Genomic DNA, 21,189 nt, shown 5'->3' on the forward strand with positions numbered 1-21,189 from the left:
AAATATGAAGTGGTTAAAACAATTTCAATCCCTTCACACGAAACTTGTTATTGTCTATGTCCTGTTGATTATTATTGGTATGCAAATTATTGGGCTGTACTTTACGAATAGTCTCGAAAAAGAAATGACCGAGACGTTTAAGACAAACATTTCTCAAAATGCGAAACAAATCGAGCTCGGTATTGAAAAAATATATGCAGATGGTAGTGATTCTGGTAATACACAAAAAGATATTCAAAATTTACTCAACGAATATGCCAATCGTAATGAAATGATAGAAATTCGCTTTATTGATAAAGATCAAATCATTATTGCGACATCAAAGCAATCGAACCGTACGATTATTAACCAAAAAGCAAATGATAGTTCGATTCAAAAGGCATTGTCGCTGGGGCAAGAAAATTCAGATACGGTGCTGAAAGATTACGGTGAAGGTAAGCAGCGTGTATGGGTTAAAAATATGCCGGTGGTGACTGGCGATGGCATGATTGGTGATATTTATATTGAGTCGAATATTAACCAAGTGTACGATCAGTTAAGCAACATTAACCAAATTTTCATCGTAGGTACAGGGATTTCGCTCATTATTACAGTGATTCTCGGTTTCTTTATTGCGCGTACGATTACGAAGCCGATTACTGATATGCGAAATCAGACAGTCGAGATGTCTAAAGGGAACTATACGCAACGTGTGAAAATTTATGGTAATGACGAAATTGGCGAACTGGCGCTAGCGTTTAATAACTTGTCGAAACGTGTTCAAGAAGCACAAGCGAATACGGAAAGTGAGAAGCGGCGTCTAGATTCTGTCATTACCCATATGAGTGACGGGGTTATTGCGACAGATAGACGTGGCCGTGTGCGTATTATTAACGATATGGCGCTGAAAATGCTAGGGAAGTCTAAAGAGGAAGTCTCCGGGTACTTTATTTTTGACGTATTAGATTTACAAGATGAGTTTTCACTTGAAGAATTAAATGAAAATAATGATAGTGTCCTCATTGATATGAATGAAGAAGAAGGGATTATTGCACGTGTCAACTTTAGTACGATTGTGCAAGATACTGGCTTTGTGACAGGTTACATTGCAGTGCTACATGACGTCACAGAGCAACAACAAATTGAACGAGAACGTCGCGAGTTTGTGGCAAATGTATCGCACGAATTACGCACACCTTTAACGTCTATGAACAGTTATATCGAAGCGTTGGAAGAAGGCGCATGGCGTGATGAATCGATTGCACCACAGTTTTTATCGGTCACACGTGAGGAAACTGAACGGATGATTCGTCTCGTGAATGACTTGTTACATCTGTCTAAAATGGACAATGAGTCTGAAACGATTACGAAAGAGATTGTCGACTTTAATATGTTTATCAATAAAATTATTAATCGACATGAGATGGCTGCGAAAGATACGACGTTCGTGCGTGATATTCCGAGAGAGACGATATTTACCGAAGTGGATCCGGATAAGATGACGCAAGTGTTCGACAACGTCATTACGAATGCGATGAAATATTCGCGCGGTGAGAAACGTGTCGAGTTCCACGTGAAACATAATCCTGTCCACAGTCGTTTAACGATTCGAATTAAAGATAAAGGGATTGGGATTCCGATTAATAAAGTAGATAAAATTTTTGACCGCTTTTTCCGTGTGGATAAGGCACGTACGAGAAAGATGGGTGGTACAGGACTGGGACTTGCCATCTCTAAAGAAATTGTAGAAGCGCATAACGGCCGAATTTGGGCTAATAGTGTGGAAGGACAGGGCACATCCATTTTCATCACATTACCTTGTGAGAAAATTGAGGAAGGTGATTGGGATGCGAACTAGAGAATTGATTAAGTCAATTGTGTTAGCACTCCTGGTCCTATCGAGTATTGTATTAACAGTCATGATTTGGAACTTTTCGCCGGATTTAACGGATGCAGATAATGTGCATACGAAAGATGCGACAGAGGCAATCGGGACGCGTTATGATAAAGCATTTAGCCAAGTGGTGACGCCTTTACAACTCGTGCATGTCGAAAATGATGATGTGAAAGGGATGCCAGCGAACAAAGATGTGAATGCATTAATGACGGTATTTCAAAAGCATCGCATTATTGAAGTAGAAGATATTCAAAATGATGATGTCGTGTTATTGCGTGATTTGAGCAATCATTTCGTCGTGTTAGACTACCCGTCAGACATCCCGCTGTCGATGTATTTGAATGAAGTTATTGAAATCCCTGCGAAAGTGCCGACAAACTTTAAATTTAACCGGCTTATTTTAGATGTCGATGATGCTCAACATGTAATCATTTATGCCATGCAGCCGAATCATCAACGGGCGATTAAGTTAGAAACGAATTTGAATACGAAATATGTGCAACAACGCATTCAGAAGATGAAAGCGGACTTGGAACCGTACGATGATGTTGTGACGAACCGCAGTACGATTAATAAGGCGACGTATATGTATGCCGTGAAAGCACCGAAAAACTTAAAAGCATACCGGACTATTTTTAATCGTATTAACGTAGAAGATTTGAACGCAATTCTGTTTGATAATACGCCAATTGTGCGGACAACGAATAGTGGGAACACGACGTACAACAACAAAACAGGCGTCGTGAACTACAATGCGAATCGTGAAACGTATGACTATACCAATTTGTCAGAAGATGAGCATAGTACGCGGAATATGAATGTGAACTTACCACGTGCGTTTGATTTTATTAATAAACATGGCGGCTTTACAGATGATTTTCGCTTATTTAGTGCGGACAATGACCGTGGCTATATTATTTATCAAATGTTTCTGAATGGACGTCCGATTTTTTATCCGAACCAATTAAACGAAATTCGCGTCTTGTGGGGCGAACGGGGCTTATACGAATACAGTCGCGGTTTATTAAAAACGAACGTGACGATTGATAACGGTGAAAAGCCTGAGTCGTTACCGGATTTGGAAGATGTGCGTTCTGTACTGGCGAGTAAAGGGAATATTGATTTTACAAAAGTCCAACAAATGGTTATCGGTTATCGTATGAGTCCAATTAAAGGACCGGAAAATAGTATCGAAATTCAAGAAGGCAGTCAGTTTATACCGACGTGGTACATTCAATATGATCACGAGTGGTACGAATATAAAGACGGGGAGTTGGTCGAGACATGAACTGGAAACGTGCAAAATCATTGTTCATCGTCGTGTTTCTCCTCGTTAATATTTGTTTAATCTTTGTGTATAATGATAAAGTTAATAAAGCGAAAATTAACGATGCAGAAGAGCAAAATTCGGTTAACTTTGAACAAGAAAATATCAAATTGCCGAAAAACATGCCTGATGTGAGTCATGTGAAAATGCAGCTCATTACGGCACGTTCGAAAGACTTTAAAGATGAAGCGGAAAAAAGTGATAAAGCAGAAGCACGAAATAACGGGCACACATTGGATAAGGAAATGAGTGAAAGTGTCAATGTGAAACTGGACCCTATTTCGCATTTGAAACCGTACATCGATCAAAATATCTATAAAGGCAACGAGTATCAATATCACGATACGAACGATGGCAAAATCAAATACGAACAGACGTATAAAGGCTTCCCGATTATGAATAACAATCGTGCAGAACTGACATTTGATGTGAAAGACGATACAGTCAAATCGTACGAGCAGTCTGCAATGGAAGACATCCTTCCGTCTAAAGGGGCGAATAATGAACCGAGACAAGTCATTAGCGCCCATAAAGCGATTGAAGCACTTTATTATAATCAGTACTTAAAACATAACCAAGAAGTCGAAAACATCCGACTCGGTTATTATACGGTGGTCAAAGAGACGAATATTCAAGTCTTGCAAGCCAACTGGGAAATTAAAGTGAAAGACGCAAATGGCACACATACGTATTATGTAGAGGCAATTTCGTCCAATCCACAAATTATTGAACAATAGAAAGGGTGGTCTCTTGATACGAATGAGTGTACTCGCAAGCGGTAGTACCGGCAATGCGACATATGTAGAAAGTGATAAGGGCAGTTTGTTAGTCGATGTAGGACTCACAGGTAAAAAAATGGAGGCACTTTTCGATCAAATCGACCGGAAAATTTCAGATCTTAATGGTATCCTTGTGACACACGAACATAGTGACCATATTAAAGGCTTAGGTGTCCTTGCGAGAAAATATGGTTTACCTGTGTATGCGAACGAAAAAACATGGACGTGTATCGATAAAAAAGACTCCAAAATTCCGTTAGATCAAAAGTTTGTATTCAATCCATATGAAACTAAATCCATTGCCGGGTTCGATATTGAATCATTTAACGTGTCTCATGACGCTATCGACCCACAGTTTTACATTTTTCATAATGACTACAAAAAGCTGACGATGATTACCGATACAGGCTATGTGTCTGATCGTATGAAAGGTATGATTCGTGGCAGTGATGCATTTGTGTTTGAAAGTAATCATGATGTCGATATGTTGCGCATGTGTCGCTATCCATGGAAGACGAAGCAACGTATTTTGAGTGATATGGGGCACGTGTCGAATGAAGATGCAGCCCATGCGATGACAGACGTGATTACAGGTCAAACGAAGCGCATTTATTTGTCTCACTTATCACAAGACAACAATATGAAAGACTTGGCCCGTATGAGTGTCGGTCAGATCTTGCAGGCGCATGATATCGATACAGTGAATGAAGTGAAACTGTGTGATACAGATAAAGCCATCCCCACACAGATTTATACATTGTAGGTTGGGGTTTACACATCAAATATAAATAAACTTGAGAGGTTTGGACAGTTGAATGTCTGACCTCTTTTTTTATGGATATCAATAAAAAATGTGTATAAAAAGGCAGGTATCAGTGAAGTTATCCCCATGAATGTGCACAAATTAAGCGAGTTATAAACAATCCACATGTTAATAACCCACTTACCAACAAAGTTATCCACATATCAACAGACTTATTCACAAATATATTGGTCAATTTTTAAATTTCTGTGTGAAAACTTGATGTAAAAACGGTATAATAGAGATAAATATGTGGGTAACTGAATAACCTGTGGATAACTTTTAGTTTATACACATAGGAGGGCAAAATGAAAATAACCATCTTGGCAGTAGGGAAATTAAAAGAAAAATATTGGAAACTCGCCATTGCAGAATACACCAAACGGCTCGGCGCATACACCAAAATAGAAGTGGTCGAAGTTCCAGATGAAAAAGCACCCGAAACAATGAGTGCAAAAGAAATTGAACAAGTGAAAGAAAAAGAAGGGCAGCGCATCTTAAGTAAAATCAAACCACAAAGCACGGTCATCACATTAGAAATCGCTGGTAAAATGTTAAGCTCTGAAGACTTGGCACAAACACTCGATCAGCGCATGACACAGGGCGCAAGTGACTTCACATTTGTCATAGGCGGCTCACATGGGCTACACGATGCCGTGTTACGACGCAGTGACTTTGCGTTGTCGTTCAGTAAAATGACCTTTCCACACCAAATGATGCGCGTCATCCTGTTGGAGCAGGTGTACAGAGCATTTAAAATTATGCGGGGAGAAGCGTATCATAAGTGATGGGTTATATTTTTGATTTTACATAAACTTAAAGGATAGGGAGACATTATAATGAAATTGTTTTATATAACAAAAGATAATACTAATAGCGAAAGTGATATTGTGAGGGTTAGTGATTTAAATGATGAAGATTTAAAATATTATATGGAGATTGATGATTTTTCAGAATTTCAAAAAAGGTGTGATGAGTTAGACCTTGTAATAGACGAAACAACTGAAAATCATGTAATGGAATTACTTGATAGTAAATTTGAAGAAATTAATGGGAAATTAGAAGAGTTTGAAATTAAACATTGGGTTAGTAATAGATCTTTTGGAGAACTGATTGAAATGTATGAAGAAGATGAAATAACAATACCTATAATGCAAAGAAACTTTGTTTGGGATTCAGTTCAATGTTCAAGATTAATCGAATCAATAATATTAGGATTACCTATTCCCCCTTTATTCCTAATAGAAGTAGATAGTAACAAATATGAAGTGATTGATGGATTACAAAGAATTACAGCTATAAGTAATTTTGTGAAAAAAAGACCTTGGAATTATTCAAAAGATAGAGAGTCAACAAGTAAGGGTAAAGCTAAGCTTTCGAAATTAGTTGATAAAAGTATTGCAGGAAAATCATTTGATCAATTAAATGAAAATTTCCAAAGAAAAATTAAAAGAAGTACAATCCCTTTGATAGAATTTAAACAGCTAACACCTGATAACTATAATTCGAAATATCTAATTTTTGAAAGAATTAATACAGGCTCCCAGAAACTTAACTCTATGCAAATAAGAAAGTCTTTAGCTTCAGGAGATTTTATGATTGATTTATATAAAAAATGTGAAGAAAATGATTTACTAAATTCTATATTCACAAAAACGGCTTTAAAGAAGGATTTACATGTTGAAGCCTATTTGAGAACTTATGTTTTTAATAAACTTGTAAATGACGAATTTCAAACTAGAAATCATGGAATTAAAAATATTTTAAATGATTATTGTGAAAATCATAGGAAAACAAAAGTAGAATCGGAATTTGATGATAAATTTAAAAAAGCATTAGAACTACTTTTTAACAATTTTGACATTTTTATTGATAAACCGTTTAGAAGAGTAAATAAAAATAAAGATAACGGTATGTATGAGTATGTTGGTAATTTAAGTGTAACTATAATGGAATCATTATTAGCTGCAATTATTAATAATATTGAAAATGATATTAATTTTGATAAATTAAAATACTTTTACGAACAAGAATTAAGCAAATATTTTTCTAAGAAATCATTATTAGGTGAAAATCCATTCTCAACTTCAACAGGTAAATTGGACTCAATAAGGGATAGGTTTAGAATTCTTAATGAATTGGTTGTGAAGAGTATTGAGTATTGATGTATCTTTTTCAAATTACAATATTGATTTTATCAATGAGTTGAAGAATAAGTATGATGAGCTTGAAAAAATTTTAAATTTTGTGTCGGATAAGAATCATAAGGTAAGGCAACTAATGAGATTATTGAGAAAGTCTCCTAGTGACTATAATAAAATAATAGAAGCATTAAAAAGGGAATTATTGATAAGTTGCTATACAACTTCTGAAGTTTTATTTAAAGAATTTATCTACTGTTTATTAGATTATCAAAAGCATGAAAATGAGCATCTTAATCAATTCTTAAAAATAAAAATTGATAGAGAAAAATTTTCTCCAAACGTCACATATATAGAAATAAAAAAAGAAATCAAGAGATATTTTAATGACTTCACTTTTATGATTGATAGTAATAAACAAGAGATAAAATCATATGATAATTTAATTAGAAACAGACACGCCTATGCACATAATAATAGCTATGATCTAGAATTTGAAGATTTTAAAGAAGCAATAAAAGTTATGGAATATATATATTTTGAACTATATTCAGTTTACAATGAAAATGAAATGAAAAAATATATAGACCTACTTCTAACTAAAATAACGTCTTTAAAAAGGTTTGAAAATCGAAACCATCTAAAAAGTAAGGCGGATGTTTTGAAAGAGATTAGGAACATTTCTAAAAAATTTTTATCTAATAATCATGATACTTCATTAATACCTGAACTAATCAGACCTATTATTGATATTGCGAATGATTTTCAATCATTAGATTTACGAAAGAAAGAATCTATAGAAATTGTTAATAAACAAATAATAAAAATTTCAGAGTTTACAAGTGATAAGGTTGTTTGATATTCATAATAACATTTGTTTTGTGTTAGTAAACTTTTATTTATTATTGCTAGTAAAATGCTATTAGTTCGATAAATAAACTTGAGTAAAATGAAATGGAGAATTCTAAAAAAGGGTTGAATTTTTATGAATATAAGATCATTTGGTTGGATACAAAATCCATCAGATTTTAATAAACTAAAAAAAACAGTGGCAATATTTGATAGTGATTCTAAACAATATAATTTATTGAAAGAGAAATTAGTAGAAGAAAATATTTACCATTTTAAAGATATACAGAAATCACTACAAACAAAGTTAGACAATGGTTGTGAAGAGTTTACGTATTCTGAATTAGTTGGCAGAAACCTTAATAAATATGGAAAAACACCAAAAAGTAGAAAAGATTCGGTACCTAATGCTCTAATACAGATTTCTTTAGAATCACAAAGTTCAAATACAAGAGGAAAAAAATTTACAGATGAGTGGTCTTCTGATGGTTTTTTACGGTGGGCAGTTAGTTTGAACTTTGTACAACATAATAGAGAGGAAGATACTTTTAAAATCACCGATAAAGGTATGGAATTTATTAAAACTGAAACAGAAGAAGAAATGCATCAGGTCCTTAAGGAAGCATTATTAAGCTATCCTCCTGCGACTAGAGTTCTCGAAATTCTTGATAAGCATCCAAATGTGACAAAATTTTTTATTGGAAATAGGATAGGTTTTAAAGATGAACCAGGGTTTACTTCATATCCAGAGGAGTTAATGATAGAGTGGATTAAAGATTCAGCTGATAAAAATGAAGAAAATAAAATAAGAACCGATGTTGAGGGGACGGCTGACAAATATGCTCGTATGATTTGCGGATGGTTAAAAAAAGTTGGTTATGTAAATCAAAAATCAAGTAGGTATAAATCTGCTATAAATGAAGAGAGGGAAATAACAGGATTTACTCAGTATTCAATTACAGGAAAAGGAAAACATGCATTGAAGCAAATAAAAGGCAATTCTAGTAACAGTAAAAATACTAAATTTTTACTTTGGGAGTTTTTAGCTGTTAAAGGTAAAGGTAAGAATTACATTCGAACAAGACGAGCAACTATTTTAAAGTTTTTAGAGAGTTCAACTTCATTTAAAAACTTGATTAATCATTTAAAGCATAAAGGTTTTAATGATTCGATTAATGTGATTAAAAGTGACATAGAAGGACTCAATAATATAGGAATTAGAATTGATTTGAATGATAATTCCGTGAGATTGTTAGACAAAATAAATAATTTTCATATACCTAAAATTAATGTTAACTTATCCAATGAAGAAAAAGATAAATTAAAAGTAAAAGAGTTTTTCATATCTGAAACGTCTATACCTAATAAATTTATTACATTACTTGATTTAGCATATGATGGTAATGCAAATCGAGATTTTGAAATAATTACTTCAGAGTTTATTAGAGAAGTATATAAATTAAACACAAAACACTTAGGTGGGACTCGTAAACCAGATATATTAATTTGGAATGATGAATTTGGAATAATAGCTGATACAAAGGCTTATAGTAAAGGATATAAGAAAAATATATCTGAAGAAGATAAAATGGTAAGGTATATTGATGAGAATGCTAAGCGTAGTAAAGATGATAATCCAAATGAATGGTGGATAAATTTTGGTAAAAACATACCGTCTAGTAATTATTTCTATCTTTGGGTATCTAGCGAATTTATTGGAAAGTTTGAAGAGCAATTAAAAGAAACAGCTAGTAGGACTAATACAAATGGTGCTTCATTAAATGTTTATCAACTATTAATGGGAGGGCATTTAGTACAAACAGGAAGATTCAATATTAGTAATTTGCCAGCGTATATGAATAATAGTGAAATTAAATTTTCATAGTTAAGTTATAGAAGAATCCGAGACTTTTTGTGATTAATTATAAAAATCTCGGATTTTTATGCTTTTTGATATATGATTCAGACGAAGTTAATTGTTACATGGGCAATTTGAAATCTATAACTTTAAATTAATAATTTAAAGTTAGAAGTATCATAATTTGTGATTATTACTTCATCGCTCTGTTCTCTAGATGTATTATATGATGAATTATGGTAGCTATAGTTCAAGTGATGGACTTGTACTTTGTTGTCTTTAATAAATTGTTGAAGAAGTGAATGTTCAACATTTTTATGACTTAACACATTACTTAATGCATAACGAATTCCATTTTCAGTTAACCATTGCATTAAATTATACATCTCTATTTCTTGTTGAACACCCCAATTTTGAAAACCTCTATTACCATCATTGTAACTTCCGGTTGTAATTAAATAGGGTGGATCTAAATAGACCAGAGATTGTTTATCTAAAAAAGATAAGTCTATATTTTGGAAATATCCATCAATAAATTCGTGGTTTAAGGTGTTTAGTGTATTTATAAAATTCACAAGATTTTTCTTCATATTTTCACTAAAATGACTTCTATTTTTACCAAAGGGGTTATTGAATTTTAAATTATTATTAAATCTTATTTGATAATTATAAGAATATGATATAAGTATATATAAATCTAGTGGATTTGGATTTGTATTATATTGATTTCTAAATGAAATATATGCTTGAGAATTGGTTTTACTTAAATTGAATTCCTGTATTCGATTTTGTATTTTGTTAACTAAATCATCTGGATTTTCACTAGCAAAAAACCTAAACATTTCATTAATTTTTGTATTCATATCGATGAAAATATGTCGTTTAGCTTTTACGTTTATTCCTACATTTGCCCCTCCAGAAAATAAATCAACAAATGTAGATATATTTTTCGGAAATAAAGGGATAATTTGAGGGAGTAACTTATATTTACCCCCAATATAATTCAATGGGCTTTTCACGTACATATTGGATTTTGGCGACCATTTTGTTATTATTTTGTGTTCTTGGCTTTTCTGGTAGTCAAAAGGTTGTATTTCTTTTTTTGTATAAAGAAAATATATTCATTAAGAGTGCTTTTTTTAGATGTAATTTTAGATCTATACTTTTTATATGGAATTTCAGTAACATCTACTTTACCGTCAATAGAGTACTTTTTTAGTAACTCTATTAAATCAGTTATATTAATTATACCTTCGTCGTTATAACTTAATATTAGATATGTAGTGTCTAAGTTATTGATTAAGTCTTCAAGAGAGTCAAAAGCTTTTGATTTCATAGAATATTTACTTTTTAAAAAACTCCAGTCAAATATTTTGGTTTTACCGTTTAGTTCAGGTTTAGTATTTCTGGCTATATTTTCCAATAAATGATAGTTTGAGGCATATTGCCTATTATTATAGGGAGTATCAATGTAAGTGATGTCTGATTTTATATTTTTAACTAGAATATTTGCATCTTGATTATAGGATTTATTATTATATCCGTTGTTTATAATGGCTAAAGGTTTAATTTCTAACTTATTCAAAGCTCTTTTATCCCAATGTTTTAAAAATGCACCGTATGTACCGGTGATATTACTTATATAAGGAATTGCTTCTATCAAAGAAGATATTAAATAATAATATTCATACTCTTCTAAAAGATTATTATTATACCATTCATCAATAGTATTTCTAATGAAATCAATTTTTTTACCATTTTCTTCACTAAAGTACATTGCGTTTCCACGTGGAGTATAATTATTAGTGTAATAAAAGCAACCATTATAATTTAAAGCATTATTATCATCATTTAAATACTTAAAAGGATCGATACCTAATTTACTAAATTTTAATGGGGTATTATTTTCTATCTTAGCTTTAGAATTCACAAAGCTAAAATAGAGTATATCATTAGTAGCAACTTCATATTTATGTTTGAAGTGATCTGCCACAGTATTAGTACCAGCGAATAAATCTAAGAAAGACCTTTCTGAACCGCTAACATTTTTTTCGATTACTTTTTCAATTTCATTTAACAAAATTGTTTTTGAACCTATATATCTCATTATTACATCCTCTTTCATCCTAGTTGGTTTCATAATAACATGAGTAAAGATAAAATGAAATAATAAATATAACTTAAGGCAGTTATTAGTTTTTTAATGTAATGGTCAGTAACTGTTATTCAACTCTAATCTCTTTCAATGTAATCAAAGTTAATTACATAAATAGGGTTATCGGTTCACTAATAGAATTTGTATTTAAATTTTTTTCGAGTACATTCAAAATCAAAACTTTCCTTTTAGTAACTTTATCGAGGGATGACATTTTAAGTGGTTACGCACTTTCTATGATGTTTCTCATTCCTTTTATTTCACTTAATAAAAGCATCTTTAAATGGGGAACAGTTTTTGTTGCTATTACGCTCATCATCATTCTTGCATTTTCATTTTTTGATGACACAGATATACCGCATGATATGCATAAGGAAGAAACTTTTGTTCAAGAAACGAAAGATTTGTATCAACAAGGAAGTTATAGCGAAATCATTAGTGAGTCACCTGAGAACAGTGATCCATATTTTGAACAATTAAAAGCGATATTTGGAGTTTCTCCTGGTATTCTCATTTTAAGCGTCATTGTCTTTGAAAGTTTGGTTTTTGGTATTGGTATCTATTTATCGAAAAGTGGTTGGTTTGAAAAGGATGCGAATGATTTTTGGTCGAACAAATTGTTTGTCTACTTAACGCCGGTAGTTTTACTGCTTAAATCAAGTTATTTATGGTTTGATAATGAAAATATTGCAGATACGTTTAATTTTGTTTTTGGCCTTTTCCTAGCATTATGTTATATAGCACTTTTTAAATATCTCTATCAAAAGTACACACAGCATATTATTTTCCGTGGTTTAGAAAATTTAGGGAAGATGTCCCTCACGTTTTATATTACGCAAAGTATTATCGGTGTATTGATATTTTATGGTTTTGGTCTTGGGCAATTTGGAAAAGATACACTCTTTTACAATGTCATAATTTTTATCATTTTATTTTTAATTCAAATGGTCATCGCATTTTGGTATCAGAAGTATTTACGTTATGGACCTCTAGAATACGTTTTAAGAGTGTTTACATATTGGACATTTAAGAAGCAACGTTGGAGATAGAATAAAAAGGCTGAAATAAACAAAAAGTTGTTATCTTAATCTCAAATAATTATGAGCATTCTTCAAAGTAACATATCAAAAATAGTGCTCTCTATCATACGCTATCCTGTAGCATGTCTGGTGCTGCAACAAGTTGTTTCTAGGAGGTGTGTGAAGTATGTTTGAAAAGCCTCAAATGGCCCATAATGAAAGTTTTATCATTAGTTTTGCACCGATTATTGTAGGTATCGTTAATTTGAAAGAAATAAGAAAGAAAAATTAAGTTCAGTAAAGCGATCTTTTGAGAGGTCGCTTTTTATTTTGCGTTAGCACGATGTATCCCAATCTTGTTCTTTGAATTGATGCCTACCCATGAATTTTTGAGTGACTATCAACGCCTATAACTATGATGCTGCCTAAAAAATAAGACTCCCCTAAGACTTCCTTGCCTATATAACAGTATACGCCACAGTGTTTCTCACATAATTGATGTCTTCCCTGCAATCCTCTCAATGAACACAAAATTCTAAATAAAAGTTGTAATGTTCAGATTATTTTAATTATATTTTCATTTTTTGTTTATTGCATTTTCAATTGACTTTGATTCAGTTTGAGGCTAAGATATTAGTGAATTAATTCACAAACTCTATGGCTATAGACGATTTAGAATGTTATTTTCAACAAGATATATTATGCATCGAATTTAAAATACAGTTTCAATCACCTAATGAGGAGTGTTTGTTATGAAAATTGGTATTGTTAAAGAATTAAAGCCGGGTGAAGGACGTGTCGGTTGCACACCTGAAAATGCTAAAATTCTTAAAGATCAAGGACATGAAGTCTACGTGGAACAAAATGCTGGTATAGGCTCTGGATTTACGAATGAAGCCTATGAAAATGCGGGTGCAATACTCGTTTCACATGAAAAGTGTTGGGAAGCGGATTTAATTATTAAAGTGAAAGAGCCCCACGAAAGCGAATTTCAATATTTCAAAAAAGGCCAAGTGATTTGGGGCTTCCAACATTTGGCGTCATCTAAAAAGACGGTTGAGATGATGCAGCAAGCGGGCGTGACAGCGATTGGTGGCGAAACGATTGAACAAGATGGGAAAGCCATTTTATTAGAACCGATGAGCGCGATTGCAGGACGCCGTTCGATGCTCATGGGTGCGTATTACTTAGAGGCGCAACATCAAGGCGAAGGGATTTTAATTTCTGGTATTGATGCGATTTCGGGGATTCCTTCTGGTAAAGTCGTCATTTTCGGTGGCGGTTCTGCAGGTGTCAATGCGGCAACAATTGCGTTAGGTTTACAAGCAGAAGTCGTCATCATCGAATTAAAAGATGAACGTATCGCGTGGCTTGAATCGCATTTTAAAAACGACAATGTAACTGTTGTGAAATCAAACGAAGCTAATTTAGCGCGAGAAATCAAAACGGCGGATGTGTTTATTTCAACGATTCTCATTCCGGGTTCTAAACCACCTAAATTGGTTACTAAAGATATGGTACGTAGCATGAAAAAAGGTTCAGTGCTTGTAGATATTGCGATTGATCAAGGTGGAACTGTTGAAGGCATTCATCCAACAACGATTAGTGATCCGATTTACGTTGAAGATGGCGTCATCCATTATGCGGTGCCGAATCAACCTGGTGCTGTACCGCGCACGTCTACAATGGTGCTCGCAGCGGGGAACATTGACTTCCTATCAGAAATTAGCAATAAAGGTATCGAACGCGCAATTCAAGAAAATCCAGTCTTAGCCTCTGGTGTGAATATTTATCAAGGACACATTACAAATCAAGGTTTAGCACAATCACATGATATGCCTTATGAAAAGTTAGCAGACTTAATCTAGTTCATACAACATCAATTTGAAAAGAGGATGATCGTGATGGCAACAAATGCTGTAATGATACAAACTGAAAAATATTGTAATATACATGACATTAAAGAAGCTAAAATGAAAATTCAAGATTATGTACGTGAAACACCGCTCATTAAATCAATGTTTTTGAGCAACAATATTACAGGTGGCAATGTTTATTTAAAACTTGAGAACATGCAATACACCGGATCTTTCAAATTTAGAGGTGCACTTAATAAAATTTTGCACTTATCGGATGAACAAAAAGCGAAAGGGATTATCACTGCTTCAGCGGGGAATCATGCGCAAGGTCTCGCGTTGACTGGACAGCTGCTCGGTATTGATGCAACGGTGGTCATGCCTGAAGAAGCACCGATCTCTAAACAAGAAGCGACACGTGGCTATGGTGCGGAGGTCATCCTTAAAGGCGAAACATTCAATGACTCTCGCCTATATATGGAACAACTGGCAGCGGAAACAGGTAAAACGATTGTGCATCCGTATGATGATGTCGAAGTTATGGCGGGTCAAGGTACAATTGGTTTAGAAATTTTAGATCAAATCTGGGACATTGATACGGTTGTCGTCCCTGTCGGCGGTGGTGGTTTAATTGCTGGCTTGGCAACGGCTTTAAAATCATTTAATCCATCTATTCATATTATCGGTGTGCAATCTGAAAATGTTCACGGTATGGCAGAATCTATCAAAGAAGGCCAAATTACGTCACAATTTACAGCACATACCATTGCAGATGGCACGGAAGTCACCATTCCTGGTAATAAAACATATGCCGTTGTTGAAAAACTGGTCGATGAATTTGTATTAGTTTCAGAAGATGAAATTGCAAATGCCATGCGTCATTTAATGCAACGTACTAAAATCATTACTGAAGGTGCGGGTGCATTGCCAACTGCTGCGCTATTAAGTGGTAAAATTGATCCGCGTTGGATTAAGGGCAAAAATATTGTTGCTTTAGTCTCTGGCGGTAATGTTGACCTCACACGCGTTTCACATATTATTGATGATTTATTGAAACCCGCTGATACGAGTGAAGGTGTGGTCGGTTAGTTCATCTATGGAATGAAACGGAGGCAACAGCAATGAGTACAAATACATCTTTAAAGAAAAACATCGGCTTTTTTGCATCGCTTTCACTTGTCATGGGATCAGTCATTGGGGCAGGTGTATTCTTCAAAGCTTCAAGTGTGACAGAAGTGACCGGTTCAACGAGTATGGCACTCTTTGTTTGGTTGCTTGGCGGTATTATGACCATTTGTGCCGGTTTGACAGGTGCTGAACTTGCTGCAGCCATTCCTGAAACTGGCGGACTCACTAAGTATATTGAATACACGTATGGAGACTTTTGGGGATTTTTATCAGGCTGGGCACAAGCGTTTATTTACTTTCCAGCTAATATCGCTGCACTAGCCATTATTTTTGGGACACAAATCATTAATTTATTTCATTTATCGACATCATTGTTACTCCCTATTGCAATTTTGAGTGCCGTTTCGATATTAATGATTAACTTTTTAGGCTCTAAAGCAGGCGGAATTTTACAATCTATTACACTTGTGATTAAGTTGATCCCTATTGCACTTATTGTCATTATCGGCTTCTTTCATTCGAGTGACGTATCATTTTCTCTCTTTCCTGTTGTGAATGGTACGGATTCGAGTTGGTTTGAAGCGATTGGTGCAGGTCTTCTTGCGACAATGTTTGCGTATGACGGTTGGATTCACGTTGGTAATATTGCCGGGGAAATGAAAAACCCTAAAAAAGACTTACCAGGTGCCATTACGCTCGGTATCGGTCTTGTCATGGTCGTTTATTTACTTATTAATGCCACATTTTTAATGACACTCCCAATTCACCAAATTGAAGGTAACTTAAATGCCGCAAGCGAAGCATCTTCAATTTTATTCGGTGCAGGGGGCGGAAAATTAGTCACGATTGGTATTTTAATTTCTGTATATGGCACGATGAACGGCTATACAATGACCGGCATGCGTATTCCTTATGCTATGGCAGAACGTAACCAACTGCCGTTCAAGCGTTTATTTTTAGACTTATTACCTTCACGGACACCATGGCTCGGTGGCATGATTCAAATTGTCATCGCTGTGATCATGATGTTATTAGGCGCTTTTGACACGATTACGAATATGTTGATATTTGTCATATGGACATTTTACTGTATGGCTTTCTTAGCGGTATTGATTCTTAGAAAGCGAGAGCCAGAACTGCACCGTCCATATAAAGTACCATTGTATCCCGTCATCCCAATGATTGCATTACTAGCAGGCACATTTGTCTTGCTGAATACATTATTCACTCAGCCCCTTCTAGCAATCGTGGGTATCGGGGTCACAATGTTAGGTATTCCGATTTATTATTATCAGAAAAAACATTAATCATACAAATAACACCCTACTTATAAAATTTTGACACGACTACAATAGTCCGAGACTTTCGTCATGCGTTGCGAAATGTCTCGGATTTTTTTGGAGTTCATTTTTGATACATGCTTAAGTCATCAAAATATTAAAGAGGTTTTACTTTTGTTTTTGCCTTTCTTATAATTTTATTGTTTAATAAAAAGCATAATTATAATAAAGTCTCATTTAGGATGTGGAACAATGTGTCAAAATCATATGTATCAAAATAAAAAAGCTGATATAAGCATCAAAAAACTAAGACATAAAGCTGAAATACCGCTAATCAAATTTTGATTGTTCATCATTGTGATTGCAGTTTGTTTGGGCTGTTATTTTCTTTTAAACGGCGGTGAATTGTCTAAATGGATGAGTGTAATACTGTTTGGTTTACTCTTTCCAATTATCGGCTTTTTTGCGATTAGAAAGAATTATTGGGCAAGTGCTTCAAACAGTGTAGAGATTACAGCAACACAATTTCCTGAAATCTATCAAATTTTTATGGAACTTGCTGATGAAATGGGATTTTCAAAAAATGGCCCATTAAAGACGCCGAGATGATATATCAATAACGGAAATGGTAAGATGAGTGCATTTGCAGCTAAATGTACATTGCGTAAGCGTTATATCGTCATTTATAGTGATTTACTTGATGTTTATTATAGCCATAAACAAAACGAATTGGTCCGCTTTGTTCTAGCACACGAGTTAGCGCACCATAAATGTGGACATACAAATCTATGCCGTTTAATCCTTGCACCCGCACTAAAACCACTATTCTTAGATAAAAGTCTCACAAGGGCACAAGAATATACGGCAGATCGGACTGCAGTCTATTATGCCGAAGAAGGCACTTTAGACCTATCAGACCACCCCGTTGGTAATAGAAGGATGCAAGCATTAAAAGAAGCAAAAGAAAATGGATGGGATATCCATGGGAAAATTTTATAGGTAAGGTTAATTGTGCCATCTACTTTGAGTTGCGTAGGTGGTTTTTTGTGCGTATGACACGAGTCAACATTTAATCGTTCAACGTTAGATGAGGATGATCAAAGGAACTGTTAGAAATATGCAATAGCGCGTACTCAATTTTAAGTTATCATTTTAAATTTAACGTGACAGATAGTTCTGAAATTTTAATGGTAGAGGTGTACGGGAAAATTGTGATGCAGATTTTATTTCGGAGTATAGGCAAGAAATAAAAAGAGAACCAAGCATATAAAGGAGAAATAACTTGGAAGGAAAAAAGACGTAAAAATCAATGAAAAGGACAACTATCCGGAAAAACCGGATAGTTCAAAAGTAAGAGGTTGTGCCATTTTTGTGTATAAGAAAAGCGCTCATACGAATCAATTTCAAATATTACGTGAGGCTTAATAATAAGTTTTTCTTTTGACGTAAAGTGTCTTCTTTTGTGCTGCGTATAATATTTTCTAGCACTTTTATATCGCTTTTCTCATGATCATAAGCCATTAATCGCTGGATCATATGTGTGTAATCAATGTGCGTCGTATTTTTAATTTGTTGTGCTAATTTTTCTTCATTGTGACTGGCGATTGGAAAATGCCCCAATTGATGAATGTTAAAATTAAAACCGATATTTTGGTTATAGTCCATTTGATCTTCATGAAGTAAAAATATAGGTTTATTTAAATGTGCATAATCAAAAATAGTAGAAGAATAATCTGTAATCATCCAATCAGATATGATGTACAATTCTTGAATATCTACCAATTCATTATAAAAGCAATGAATGCGTTGATCTAACGTGTTGTAATGATTTCTTAAATGCCCCTCATTAGGATGAAGCTTTACAATGATATGAATGTGTTCGGGCAAATATTCCAGCAATTTTTTTAAGTTAATATTTGACACACAATCACGTTTTTCTTGACGCCATGTAGGACAAAATAGGACATATTGTTTGTCTTTATCTTGATGTTGAAAATACTTAAATTGTATTTTTTGACGTTCTGTCGCATTGTGATGGTGCAGGAGGTAACTATTTCTAGGTGCGCCGTCTGTCAGAACTTGTAAATGATGATTTTGATCTAATTTAAACGCTGATTTGAATAGCATTGTATTAATATGAGAAGAAGTTAACAAATAATCCCATTTCATCATTCTTGGCAGAAAAGCATTGAGTTGCTTTGCGCGTTCTTGAGGGTTGTTTAAGTTGCCGACCATTTTCTTCAAAGGAAAACCATGCCAAGTTTGAACAAAAATCTGCTGTGGATGCTTTCCAACTTTATCCCAAGTGTTGCCGTTCACAAATACATATTTTGAACTTTTGAAAGCTTCAATGTACGCTTGACTACCAAAACGTACCGGAGTTAAACCAAAACTTCTAATCTCCATGTCAACCAGGGCATTTTTTGAACTTACGAATATCTGCATTTCTGGATAATGTCCCTTTAGAGACAAAGCGATATATTTAGGGTCTCCACTAAAGTTGCCGCCGTGAAATGATTCTACAAACACATGTGTATCAAGCGGCTCTATGTTGTTTTGTAACTTTTCTGTACGCTTGTAATAAATATTTTTAAGATGTGCCTTAAACCGTGGATTGTTTAAAATTTTTCGGAAAAGCAATTTATCATTAAACTTCAGATAGAGTTCAGTATGCTTTTGTTTGTTATCGGTAAAACGGCGCTTTTTCACACGTCTCAAACGTTTTTGACACGGACGTGCTGCGACACATGTTTCAACTTTTGATAAAAACAGTGAAGCATAATGCGGGATAAGGAAACTTTGCTGTAATATTTTAACATCGTCGTCCCTCATGTCACGTGTGTATTTTCGATTGAGAAATTGTAGTAATATATCAGCATCTTCTAATAAATTTTTGGTTAGGAATTCAATGCCGTGGAAAGGTTCGTAAATTTCTTTGAGTACTTTATCATTGCCTTGATAGATGAGTGCTTTATTCCCTTCTCCAAGAGACTCTAATATTGAAAAGCCTAACGTTTCATAAGGTGAAGTTGACATATAAATATAGTTGCGTGGTTGTTTACCGTTAATATGTATATAATCCTCTAATTGATAATAACGCACTAAATTTTTGTATAGTATCATTGAAGGGCCGTAACCGATTAAATACAAATGAATATCCACATGTGATTGATTTTTAACAATATAGTTAATTAAGCGGATGACATATGAAATATCTTTAACATTATCTTCAAAACGCGACTTAATTAACAGATTTCTTCGTGTATTTGAAGGCACCTTGTCAATATCGATATGTCTCGTATTAACGTATAAGGGAAACACATAAGGATAATCAAACATGGCTTGAAACTTTTGTTGAATACTTAAAGTACTCACGCGAACCGCATCTATGTGTTGAAGATCTGCACTAAAATCTTGTGGTAGATAGCTTAATGGCCCGTGGATTTCCCCAACGATTGTGACGTGAGGATTAAAGTGTTTCACATTTTGAGCATATTTAAAAAAGGACTCTCGCGTAATGATTAAATAATCGACATATGCCATTTCATGTTCATCTTTAAATGGACGAATCGTGAAATGATCACTTTGAATATTTTCATGAATGATGAGTTCTGTATATGCTGTTTCATCAAAAGGTTGGTAGTTAAAATAAACGACCTGATGATCTTCTTCAAGCATTGAATGAATCAAATTAATATTACTTCTAGAAGTGCCACCTTTTGCAAATATATTAAACCCGAAAATACCAATCTTCATTTGACCGCACGCTCCCAATAAAATAATTCGACAATATTATATTATAAAAATAAAAACAATGCAATTTTCAAAATATTACCACTCTAATAATCTTATATCATAAAATAAAGCATTACTTATTAGAACTGTCTCAAAGCCAATTGATATTATGTTTTAATACAAATATATTCGAACCCAACGATAAACCTCGGAGAATCATTGTCAAAAATATATGGGATTTGAACTATCCGGAAAAACCGGAAAGTTCAAAAGTCAGTTATGGCGAGGGTTTGAGCGTATTGCCTGGGAAATAGTTTGTAAGTATAGAGTGTGTTAAAAATGTTTTGGAATAAATCACAAAACGCAAAGGTTAAATTGACGCGT

General features: G+C 33.9%; 17 protein-coding genes. 14 read left to right on the forward strand and 3 right to left on the reverse strand.

Annotated features, from left to right (window positions below; translation table 11 throughout):
• The first annotated feature begins 4 nt into the window (after positions 1-4).
• From walK to EL101_RS00160, 8 genes are all read left to right on the forward strand, one after another.
• Complete coding sequence (gene walK / locus EL101_RS00125; protein ID WP_096595923.1) at positions 5-1,837, forward strand: cell wall metabolism sensor histidine kinase WalK; 1,833 nt, start codon at positions 5-7, stop codon at positions 1,835-1,837.
• Positions 1,827-3,164 (forward strand): YycH family regulatory protein, encoded by a 1,338-nt coding sequence (locus EL101_RS00130; RefSeq protein ID WP_096595924.1) that lies wholly within the window; start codon positions 1,827-1,829, stop codon positions 3,162-3,164. Before walK ends, EL101_RS00130 begins: the two co-directional genes overlap by 11 nt.
• A complete protein-coding gene (locus EL101_RS00135) occupies positions 3,161-3,940 on the forward strand; it encodes a two-component system regulatory protein YycI (RefSeq protein ID WP_096595925.1) in 780 nt (259 codons plus the stop codon). The genes EL101_RS00130 and EL101_RS00135 overlap by 4 nt, the downstream gene beginning before the upstream one ends.
• A 22-nt stretch (positions 3,941-3,962) precedes the next feature.
• Positions 3,963-4,745: an MBL fold metallo-hydrolase gene (locus EL101_RS00140; RefSeq protein ID WP_096595926.1), complete on the forward strand. Its 783-nt coding sequence runs from the start codon at positions 3,963-3,965 to the stop codon at positions 4,743-4,745.
• Positions 4,746-5,092: 347 nt separating this feature from the next.
• Positions 5,093-5,572, forward strand: a complete 480-nt coding sequence (gene rlmH / locus EL101_RS00145) for a 23S rRNA (pseudouridine(1915)-N(3))-methyltransferase RlmH (RefSeq protein ID WP_096595927.1) — start codon at positions 5,093-5,095, stop codon at positions 5,570-5,572.
• Positions 5,573-5,623: 51 nt separating this feature from the next.
• The gene (locus EL101_RS00150; RefSeq protein WP_096595928.1) at positions 5,624-6,949 is read left to right on the forward strand and encodes a DUF262 domain-containing protein; all 1,326 of its coding nucleotides are present in this window, start codon (positions 5,624-5,626) and stop codon (positions 6,947-6,949) included.
• Positions 6,939-7,784 carry a hypothetical protein gene (locus EL101_RS00155; protein WP_096595929.1) on the forward strand — a complete coding sequence of 282 codons (846 nt, stop codon included), beginning with the start codon at positions 6,939-6,941 and terminating at the stop codon, positions 7,782-7,784. Before EL101_RS00150 ends, EL101_RS00155 begins: the two co-directional genes overlap by 11 nt.
• Positions 7,785-7,910: 126 nt before the next feature.
• The gene (locus EL101_RS00160) at positions 7,911-9,659 is read left to right on the forward strand and encodes a restriction endonuclease FokI recognition domain-containing protein (RefSeq protein ID WP_096595930.1); all 1,749 of its coding nucleotides are present in this window, start codon (positions 7,911-7,913) and stop codon (positions 9,657-9,659) included.
• A gap of 122 nt (positions 9,660-9,781) precedes the next feature.
• Here EL101_RS00160 and EL101_RS13385 read toward each other — a convergent pair whose 3' ends face one another.
• Positions 9,782-10,639 carry a Dam family site-specific DNA-(adenine-N6)-methyltransferase gene (locus EL101_RS13385; protein WP_241971470.1) on the reverse strand — a complete coding sequence of 286 codons (858 nt, stop codon included), beginning with the start codon at positions 10,637-10,639 and terminating at the stop codon, positions 9,782-9,784.
• A gap of 44 nt (positions 10,640-10,683) precedes the next feature.
• Entirely contained in the window at positions 10,684-11,739 is a 1,056-nt protein-coding gene (locus EL101_RS13390; RefSeq protein WP_241971471.1) for a DNA adenine methylase, read from the reverse strand.
• Between the two features lie 284 nt (positions 11,740-12,023).
• Between EL101_RS13390 and EL101_RS00170 the strand changes: the two genes are divergently transcribed.
• The 6 genes from EL101_RS00170 (at position 12,024) to EL101_RS13400 (ending at position 18,069) form a co-directional block, all read left to right on the forward strand.
• A complete protein-coding gene (locus tag EL101_RS00170) occupies positions 12,024-12,836 on the forward strand; it encodes a DUF418 domain-containing protein (RefSeq protein WP_240622709.1) in 813 nt (270 codons plus the stop codon).
• A 722-nt stretch (positions 12,837-13,558) separates the two neighbouring features.
• The gene (locus EL101_RS00175; protein ID WP_096595932.1) at positions 13,559-14,674 is read left to right on the forward strand and encodes an alanine dehydrogenase; all 1,116 of its coding nucleotides are present in this window, start codon (positions 13,559-13,561) and stop codon (positions 14,672-14,674) included.
• 36 nt (positions 14,675-14,710) lie between these two features.
• Complete coding sequence (gene tdcB, locus EL101_RS00180; RefSeq protein ID WP_019166649.1) at positions 14,711-15,751, forward strand: bifunctional threonine ammonia-lyase/L-serine ammonia-lyase TdcB; 1,041 nt, start codon at positions 14,711-14,713, stop codon at positions 15,749-15,751.
• Between the two features lie 32 nt (positions 15,752-15,783).
• On the forward strand, positions 15,784-17,097 hold the full coding sequence (locus EL101_RS00185) for an APC family permease (RefSeq protein WP_096595933.1): 1,314 nt from the start codon (positions 15,784-15,786) through the stop codon (positions 17,095-17,097).
• A 378-nt stretch (positions 17,098-17,475) separates the two neighbouring features.
• Positions 17,476-17,679 (forward strand): hypothetical protein, encoded by a 204-nt coding sequence (locus EL101_RS13395; RefSeq protein WP_240622708.1) that lies wholly within the window; start codon positions 17,476-17,478, stop codon positions 17,677-17,679.
• Between the two features lie 24 nt (positions 17,680-17,703).
• On the forward strand, positions 17,704-18,069 hold the full coding sequence (locus EL101_RS13400; protein WP_240622707.1) for a M48 family metalloprotease: 366 nt from the start codon (positions 17,704-17,706) through the stop codon (positions 18,067-18,069).
• Between the two features lie 411 nt (positions 18,070-18,480).
• Here EL101_RS13400 and EL101_RS00195 read toward each other — a convergent pair whose 3' ends face one another.
• Positions 18,481-20,826, reverse strand: coding sequence for a CDP-glycerol glycerophosphotransferase family protein (locus tag EL101_RS00195; protein WP_096595934.1), 2,346 nt, complete (start codon positions 20,824-20,826; stop codon positions 18,481-18,483).
• Positions 20,827-21,189: the final 363 nt, after the last annotated feature.

Source organism: Staphylococcus delphini (assembly GCF_900636325.1).
GTDB lineage: Bacteria > Bacillota > Bacilli > Staphylococcales > Staphylococcaceae > Staphylococcus > Staphylococcus delphini.

Coding starts and splice junctions, on each gene's coding strand:
- EL101_RS13390 (WP_241971471.1), bottom strand. CDS start 11,739: ATGAGATATATAGGTTCAAAAACAATTTTGTTAAATGAAATTGAAAAA.
- EL101_RS00130 (WP_096595924.1), top strand. CDS start 1,827: ATGCGAACTAGAGAATTGATTAAGTCAATTGTGTTAGCACTCCTGGTC.
- EL101_RS00150 (WP_096595928.1), top strand. CDS start 5,624: ATGAAATTGTTTTATATAACAAAAGATAATACTAATAGCGAAAGTGAT.
- EL101_RS00195 (WP_096595934.1), bottom strand. CDS start 20,826: ATGAAGATTGGTATTTTCGGGTTTAATATATTTGCAAAAGGTGGCACT.
- EL101_RS13400 (WP_240622707.1), top strand. CDS start 17,704: ATGAGTGCATTTGCAGCTAAATGTACATTGCGTAAGCGTTATATCGTC.
- EL101_RS00175 (WP_096595932.1), top strand. CDS start 13,559: ATGAAAATTGGTATTGTTAAAGAATTAAAGCCGGGTGAAGGACGTGTC.
- tdcB (WP_019166649.1), top strand. CDS start 14,711: ATGGCAACAAATGCTGTAATGATACAAACTGAAAAATATTGTAATATA.
- EL101_RS00135 (WP_096595925.1), top strand. CDS start 3,161: ATGAACTGGAAACGTGCAAAATCATTGTTCATCGTCGTGTTTCTCCTC.
- EL101_RS00170 (WP_240622709.1), top strand. CDS start 12,024: ATGATGTTTCTCATTCCTTTTATTTCACTTAATAAAAGCATCTTTAAA.
- EL101_RS00185 (WP_096595933.1), top strand. CDS start 15,784: ATGAGTACAAATACATCTTTAAAGAAAAACATCGGCTTTTTTGCATCG.
- rlmH (WP_096595927.1), top strand. CDS start 5,093: ATGAAAATAACCATCTTGGCAGTAGGGAAATTAAAAGAAAAATATTGG.
- EL101_RS00140 (WP_096595926.1), top strand. CDS start 3,963: ATGAGTGTACTCGCAAGCGGTAGTACCGGCAATGCGACATATGTAGAA.
- walK (WP_096595923.1), top strand. CDS start 5: ATGAAGTGGTTAAAACAATTTCAATCCCTTCACACGAAACTTGTTATT.
- EL101_RS00160 (WP_096595930.1), top strand. CDS start 7,911: ATGAATATAAGATCATTTGGTTGGATACAAAATCCATCAGATTTTAAT.